The organism is Actinoplanes sp. NPDC049548 (assembly GCF_040676695.1).
Classification (GTDB): Bacteria; Actinomycetota; Actinomycetes; order Mycobacteriales; family Micromonosporaceae; genus Actinoplanes.
In genome coordinates this window covers 379,331-385,756 of record NZ_JBFAPM010000005.1, presented here as the reverse complement: position 1 = coordinate 385,756, position 6,426 = coordinate 379,331, and the positions used below count along the sequence as shown (strand labels likewise).

The window sequence follows — 6,426 nt, the reverse complement described above, 5'->3', positions numbered from 1 at the left end:
CGCGACAACGAGTCCCACTCGGCATCAGTCAGCTCATAGCGGCGGATCACGCGTCAGATGATGTCAGCCGGTGATCGTTTGAAGACACTGCCTAGTACTGGCTGTTCCGGCGCGACGTGACCGGAGTGACGAGGTCGGCTACCCCGCAGCAACGCGACCGCTGCCCAATTCACCCGGTGGGACGCCACCATTGTTCGGGTGAAGGGTCCGAGGAGTGGCGTCACCGGCGGTTGGCGGAAACGTGGACAGGTCGTCGCGGCCCCCATGTTCCGCGCCCTGCCGGTACCCCTTGCGATCGCCGGTGCTGCGGCGTTCTTCTACCTGGTCTTCGCCGCCGCGCACGCTGCCGGGGCGGTGCACGGCTCGCCGCTGTTCCTCACGCTGGTCATCGTCGTCCTCGGCGTCAGCGCGCACGAGTCGGTGCAGCGCCGGGTGGGCGGCGGGCGGCTGGACAACCGTCCGGCCGCGCGGATGGGCTGGGCGTACGGCCTCATCGCGATCGTGGTCACGACGGCCGGCTGGAGCTTCTTGTTGCCGGCGAGCGGAATCCTGGTCGCCGCGATACACATCCAGTGGTCCGGCGCGCGCACCTGGCGCACCGCCCTGGCCGTCCTCGCCCCGCTCGTCCTCGCGGTGCAGGCGACGGTGCAGCTCGGCTTCGCCCCGAGCATCCTGCCGCCGGGATACAGCCACACGGCGGCAGGTCTGATCATGATCATCACGGTGATCGGCTTGGGGAATCTGGGAGTCACCGCCGCCGACCGGGAAGCCGCTGCCACCGCGCTGCGCCGGGCCGAGGCCCGGTTCCGGACCCTCGTACACGGCTCCTCGGATCTCGTGTCGATCACCGACGCGGACGGGGTTCTCCGGTACGTCAGTCCGGCCGCCATCCGGCTGACGGGCTGGGAGCCTGCCGAGCTGGTCGGCCGGCGATGCACCGACCTGATGCACCCCGAGGACGTCGACCGTGCCCGGACGGCCCTGACCGAGCTCCTCGAGGCGGGTCCGGGCACAGACCACCGGATCGACCTGCGGTTCCGGCGGCCCGACGGCGGCTACCGCTGGTACGAGGCGTACCTGCGCAACCTGCTCGACGACCCCGCCGTGGCCGGCATCGTGATCAACCAGCGGGACATCACCGACCGGCGCCGGCACCACGACGAGCTGGCACACGCAGCGAGTCACGACGCGCTGACAGGCCTGCCGAACCGGGCGCAGCTGCTCGGCCGGCTCGCCTCGGCGCTGCGTGACATTGTGCCGGGCCGGGGTGTCGCCGTGCACTTCCTCGACCTCAACGGTTTCAAGCAGATCAACGACACGCTCGGGCACGCGGCCGGCGACGAGCTGCTCATCGCCGCCGCGCATCGGCTGAAGGAGGTGCTGCGCCCCCACGACCTGCTGGGCCGCCTCGGCGGCGACGAGTTCGTGGTCGTCCTCGGCGACGTCACCGACCCGGCCGCGATCGACGCGGTGAGGCGGCGTCTGGTAGCTGCGCTGCGGGAGCCGTTCCGGATCGCCGACGGGACGGTCAGCGTGGGTGCCAGCATCGGCACCGCACTGACCGATGACCCGACGACGGACGCAGCGGTTCTGCTGGAACTGGCCGACGCGGAGATGTACCGGGTCAAGCGAGCCGGCCGAGACGAGCAGCGGGTCTCTCCGACCGCCGCCTGATCTCAGGCCCCGCCCCGGGCCCATGACGGAGGGATTTCAGGCTCCCCAGCGGCCGGCCGGATCGAGCAGGAAACGCGTGACGGGCAGCGAGCCGTCGGCCTGCCGGGGGCCTTGGGCGGTTGCCGGGTCGGTGCCGATGGCCGCGTTGTCGGCGAGCTCGGCGGTGTTCCATGAATTGTCGTGTTCGGTGACGTGCGGGCCGATGGCCGGGCGGGTGGCGTTACCCAGGTCCAGGTTGCCGGTCAGCGTGGCGGCGGAGTCGCGGAAGAAGTAGCCCGACGCTCTGTTGCGGAACGCCGTGTCATGCGTCAACGACAGACGTCCCCTGTTCGAGTTTTCGGTGAAGCCGTTGCCCGCGTTGTCCCACGCCTTACTTGCGCGTACGACGTGCGCGACCGGCGGGGCGGGACGTCCGCCGCCGAGCTTGAACCCGCTGCCGTTGCCCTCGAAGCCGGCGATGCGCCAGCGGTTGATCCCGTTGCCGTACGCCCAGCTGTTCTCGATCGTCACCGGACTGGTGAACTCCCACAGGTCCACGCCGTCGTCGGCGTTGTGGAACAAGCGCACGCCCCGGACCAGGTTCCCGGTGCCGGAGCCGAACTTGATGGCCAGACCGTCGGCGTTCTGGCCCTTGGTCACGTCGTCGTGGTTACCGTGCAGGTCGCTGTCGAGGATCTGATTGTCCGTGGTGCCCGCGCCGCGCAGCGCAAGTCCACTGTCACCGTTGTCGTGCGAGTCGATCCGCGCGATGACGTCGTGCGAGCACGACGTGCACACGTACGCGTGACTGGGGCCGTTCTTCAGCTCCAGCCCTCGGACCGTCCAGTAGCTCGCGGTCTGATCGATACCCCACTGGCCGGCCGGCAGACCGCCCAGATCCACGGTGACCTTCTCGTCGCCGTAGCTCTGCAACGTGATGCGCTGGGAAGCGCTGCCGCTCGAGGTGATCCGGATGGTGGCGGCCGGCCGGTACGTGCCGCCCCGCAGCGCGATCGTCTGACCCGGCCGGACGGCGGCCACAGCCTTGGCGATGGTTCGGTACGGGTCGGCGAGTGTGCCGGTGCCCGCGTCGTCACCGTCCGGCGCCACCACGATGTCGGCCGCGGCGGGCGCGCTGCCACCGGTGACGGCGGCGAGGTTCCAGCGCTTGTTCGAGTTGTTCGTGCAGGACTCCTGGATGATCGTGGTGCCGGCGGTGCGGCTCGCCTTCTCGTCGCTCAGGCACTGGCCACTACTGACATTGACGAGTTGCACGGTGTGCCGGCGCGCGACGCTCAGCCGCCACTGCTGCTCGGCGTGGCCGGATGCGCAATCCCGCATCGTCACGCGGGAACCGCCGTTTGCGGTCAGGCAGGTGCCGTCCACCCCGATGACGGTGAAGGTGGCGGTGCCGGCCTTGGCCAGTCGGAAGGCCTGACCCTCGCAGGTGTCCTGCCGCAGGCGTTCGCCGTCTGCGGTGAGGCACAGGTCGCTCCGTTCCACCCGCATCGTGTACGTCCCGGGCCCGGGGAGCCCGACCGTGCCGGCATCGGAGGGAAGGGCCAGGACCACAGCACCGACGCCGAGCACGGCGGCCGCCGTCACGACGAGGGGAAGCTTCCAACGCATCAGGGATTCCTTCGGAGGTCGACAGATGTGCTCGACATGAAGGTGTCGGGAGAAGCCGAAAAGGTTGCTTGCTGGCGGATCGAGACGTTCGCCACTCCGGCTCCCGGGTACGCACCCCGGCGTCCAAGCCCCCCACGCTAGACGAGTGATTGCTGACCCTGGTCGGCACGGGGCCTCACTCGGCGCCGCCTGTGAAGCGGCCCTCCCCGGGTTTGTTGGGGCGGAACCGGAGCGCCGACCAGCGGTCGTCGATCGCTACCTGGCCGCACGGGCGCATGTCGAAGTCCGCCACGATCGGCCACAGGGTGTCACGGTTGATATCTGTCTTGTTGCCCTTCGGGTAGGCCATCCAGAAGGCGGCCGGCTGCTTCAGGCCCGCCGCGTGGTCTTCCAGCAGCTTGCGGGCGCTCGCCGCATCGTCGGCGAACGCGACTGCCGTGCTGGCCGTAGCCGGGTCGTCCACCTCGCGGACGCCCTCCGGCATCGGGGTGAGCAGCGGTAAGTGAGCGGGGTGGGACAACCACACGGTGGTGTTGGGCTTGATCAACAGCTTCTCGGCGATCGTCTTCGTCATGCCGTTCACGCTGCCATCGGGGAAAGGAGCGCGGCAACGAAATCGGCAAGCCTGTGGACAACGGAGGGCCCTGTGGATAACCGGCATCCTGTCGGACCGGGCTGATAGACATGCGGTCGTGGTGGAGACGACGCAAGAGGCAGTCAGCGAAGCGGAACGGGCGGCAGTCCGGGAGTGCGCCGAGGAGGTGCTGCGCCGGCTGGCGGGTGATCATGCCCGGTTGCGCGAGGACCAGTGGCGCGCGATCGAGGCCCTGGTCGTCGACAGGCGGCGGGTGCTGTGCGTGCAACGTACGGGATGGGGCAAGTCCGCCGTGTATTTCGTCGCCACCGCGCTCTTGCGGGACGGTGTGACCGCCGAGCCCGGCGAACCGCCCGCCGGGCCCACGGTGATCGTCTCGCCCCTGCTGGCGCTCATGCGCAACCAGGTGGAGGCCGCCGCGCGGGCCGGCATCCGGGCGCGCACCATCAATTCCGCCAACCTTGACGAGTGGGACGAGATCACCGCCGAGATCCGCAGCGGTTCGGTCGACGTGCTGCTGATCAGCCCCGAGCGGCTGAACAACCCGGATTTCCGCGACAACGTGCTGCCCGGGCTGGCGGCCAGTACCGGACTGCTCGTCGTCGACGAGGCGCACTGCGTCTCCGATTGGGGGCACGACTTCCGCCCCGACTACCGGAGGCTGCGAACTTTTCTGGCCGGGCTCCCTTCCCGTACGCCGGTCCTCGCCACCACCGCCACGGCCAACGCCCGCGTGACGGCCGATGTCGCCGACCAGCTCGGCGACGCACTGGTGTTGCGGGGCAGCCTCGACCGTGACTCGCTGCGGCTGGCGGTGCTCGAGCTGCCGAATCCCGCGCACCGGCTGGCCTGGCTCGCCGACCACCTCGACCGCCTGCCGGGCTCCGGGATCGTCTACACCCTGACGGTCGCTGCGGCCACCGAGACCGCCGAGTTCCTTCGCTCACGGGGCTTCGCTGTCGCGTCATACACCGGACAGGTCGAGGATGCCGACCGCCGCGCTGCCGAGCAGGACCTGCTCGACAACAAGATCAAGGCGTTGGTCGCGACGTCGGCGCTCGGCATGGGCTTCGACAAGCCCGACCTGGGGTTCGTGGTGCACCTCGGCGCGCCACCGTCGCCGATCGCGTACTACCAGCAGGTGGGCCGCGCCGGACGGGCCGTGGAGCATGCCGAGGTGGTGCTGCTGCCGGGCCAGGAGGACGCCGCCATCTGGCGCTACTTCGCAAGCCTCGCATTCCCGCCGGAGGACCAGGTGCGTGCGGTGCTCGCCGCGCTGTCCCCGGACCGGCCGCTGTCGACGCAGGCCCTCGAGCCGATCGTCGACCTGCGCCGAGCCCGCCTCGAACTGATGCTGAAGGTCCTGGACGTCGACGGCGCGGTCCGCCGCACCCGAGGCGGCTGGACCGTCACCGGTGAGCCGTGGACCTACGACACCGCGCGCCTGCGCCGGGTCGCGGAGGCGCGGACCGCCGAGCAACAAACCATGCTTGAGTACGCGACCACGACCATGTGCCGCATGGAGTTCCTCCGGCGGTGCCTCGACGACCCGGAAGCTCAGCCGTGCGGCCGCTGCGACACCTGCTCGGCACCGCAGTTCGACGCCGAGATCTCCCCGGAGTCCCTCGCCGCGGCCAACGCCTTCCTCGGCCGCGCCGGAGTCGACATCGCTCCGAAGAAGCTCTGGCCGACCGGCATGGCCACCGTGGGCGTCGACCTGAAGGGCAAGATTCCCCCGGCCGAGCAGATCCTGCCGGGCCGCGCCGTGGGCCGCCTCTCCGACCAGGGCTGGGGTGCGAGACTGCGCACGCTCGTCGCCCCGGAAGCAGCGGACGCCCCGATCCCCGACCCGGTCGCGGCCGCCGTGGTCGAGGTGCTGAAGGGGTGGGCCCACGGCGACGACGCGTGGCAGCAGCGCCCCACGGCAGTGGTGGCAATGGGCTCCCGGCGGCATCCCGAGCTGGTCGCCAGCCTGGCAACCCACATCGCGACGGTGGGACGCCTGCCGATGCTGGGCACGTTGACGTCGTCGCACCGGAGCGACGGCGGGCCGCGCGGGAACAGCGCCCAGCGGGTGCTGGCCCTGCATGACGCTTTCACGGTTCCGCCCGAGGTGGCGCAGGCATTGGCCGGGCTGGACGGGCCTGTTCTGCTGGTGGACGACCTGGTGGACTCGGGCTGGACGATGGTGCTGGCGGGGCGGGCCCTTCGGCAGGCGGGCGCATCGGGGGTGTTGCCGCTGGCGCTGGCTGTTGCGGGCTGATCAGACGCGGGACAGCGGGCGGGCCGGCCACCTCGGCGCATTCGAGAACGCGGGTGGGCTGCGGTCCGCCTCGGCCGGGATCCGTATGGCGGTCGTCAGAGTGGCCGCGGCCGGGTCGAGGGTGCTCGGCGTGTGCGGCCGCTTCCGCCTGGGCTTGCGAGGCGGCGGCTTCGGCTTGGGCTTGCGAGGCGGCCGCTTCGGCTTGGGCTTGCGAGGCGGCCGCTTCGGCTCGGGCTTGCGAGGCGGCCGCTTCCGCTGCGGCTTCGACTTACCGGCTCTTGGCGGC

4 protein-coding genes are annotated in these 6,426 nt (G+C 70.6%); 2 read left to right on the top strand and 2 right to left on the bottom strand.

Annotated features, from left to right (window positions below; all coding sequences use genetic code 11):
• The first annotated feature begins 198 nt into the window (after positions 1–198).
• Positions 199–1,674 (top strand): diguanylate cyclase, encoded by a 1,476-nt coding sequence (locus tag AB0J80_RS13765; RefSeq protein WP_364704463.1) that lies wholly within the window; start codon positions 199–201, stop codon positions 1,672–1,674.
• Between the two features lie 36 nt (positions 1,675–1,710).
• Here the strand turns inward: AB0J80_RS13765 and AB0J80_RS13760 are convergent, their stop codons facing one another.
• A complete protein-coding gene (locus AB0J80_RS13760) occupies positions 1,711–3,282 on the bottom strand; it encodes an RICIN domain-containing protein (protein WP_364704461.1) in 1,572 nt (523 codons plus the stop codon).
• Positions 3,283–3,457: 175 nt separating this feature from the next.
• Positions 3,458–3,856: a hypothetical protein gene (locus AB0J80_RS13755; RefSeq protein ID WP_364704460.1), complete on the bottom strand. Its 399-nt coding sequence runs from the start codon at positions 3,854–3,856 to the stop codon at positions 3,458–3,460.
• Positions 3,857–3,977: 121 nt separating this feature from the next.
• On the opposite strand from AB0J80_RS13755, the gene AB0J80_RS13750 reads away from it, so the two are divergent.
• Positions 3,978–6,140, top strand: coding sequence for a RecQ family ATP-dependent DNA helicase (locus AB0J80_RS13750; RefSeq protein ID WP_364704494.1), 2,163 nt, complete (start codon positions 3,978–3,980; stop codon positions 6,138–6,140).
• The last annotated feature ends 286 nt before the right edge of the window (positions 6,141–6,426 follow it).

Coding starts and splice junctions, on each gene's coding strand:
- AB0J80_RS13760 (WP_364704461.1), bottom strand. CDS start 3,282: ATGCGTTGGAAGCTTCCCCTCGTCGTGACGGCGGCCGCCGTGCTCGGC.
- AB0J80_RS13755 (WP_364704460.1), bottom strand. CDS start 3,856: ATGACGAAGACGATCGCCGAGAAGCTGTTGATCAAGCCCAACACCACC.